The sequence below is a fragment of the Haloarcula sp. Atlit-47R genome, from assembly GCF_003665985.1.
Classification (GTDB): Archaea; Halobacteriota; Halobacteria; order Halobacteriales; family Haloarculaceae; genus Haloarcula; species Haloarcula taiwanensis.
On the sequence record NZ_QPLQ01000083.1, the window covers coordinates 1 to 447 of the forward strand.

Annotated in this window: 1 pseudogene; it reads right to left on the reverse strand. The window is 61.5% G+C overall.

The features are described from left to right. Positions 1-5 precede the first annotated feature (5 nt). A pseudogene (locus DVK00_RS20985) lies at positions 6-447 on the reverse strand (DNA-binding protein); the annotation flags it as partial.

A 447-nucleotide genomic window follows, 5' to 3' on the forward strand; every position in this document is an offset into this window, starting at 1 on the left:
GACGCCTACTCAGCCCACCACGCCTCGCGCGCTGGGAAGCTGATGTCGGACCACCCCGTCACAGCCACCGACACGCGTCCACCGTACCAGCTCTTTGCGACGTTCCGCAGCGTCACCCGCTCGCCTTCTCTCACAGCCGGTTTTCTCGACTTGGCCCAAATGGTGAATTTCGTCGTTCCAGTTTCGTCCTCGATGAGTCCCACTTGTTGAATCGCCGCGCTCGACGACTCCCACAACTGCGTAATCGTACCTTCAATCGACACTTCACGACGACTGACCTCACTGACCGCCGCAATCGGAATCACCGTCCCGGGTGCCTGTTGCAACTCCTCGAACACACCCACGACCGCGCTCATCATCGAGTTCCCGTCTGCGACTACTTCGGCCAGCCGCCGACTGATCGCTGCCCGCGACCACCCATCCAGTTTCGACTGCATCCGTGCCGCC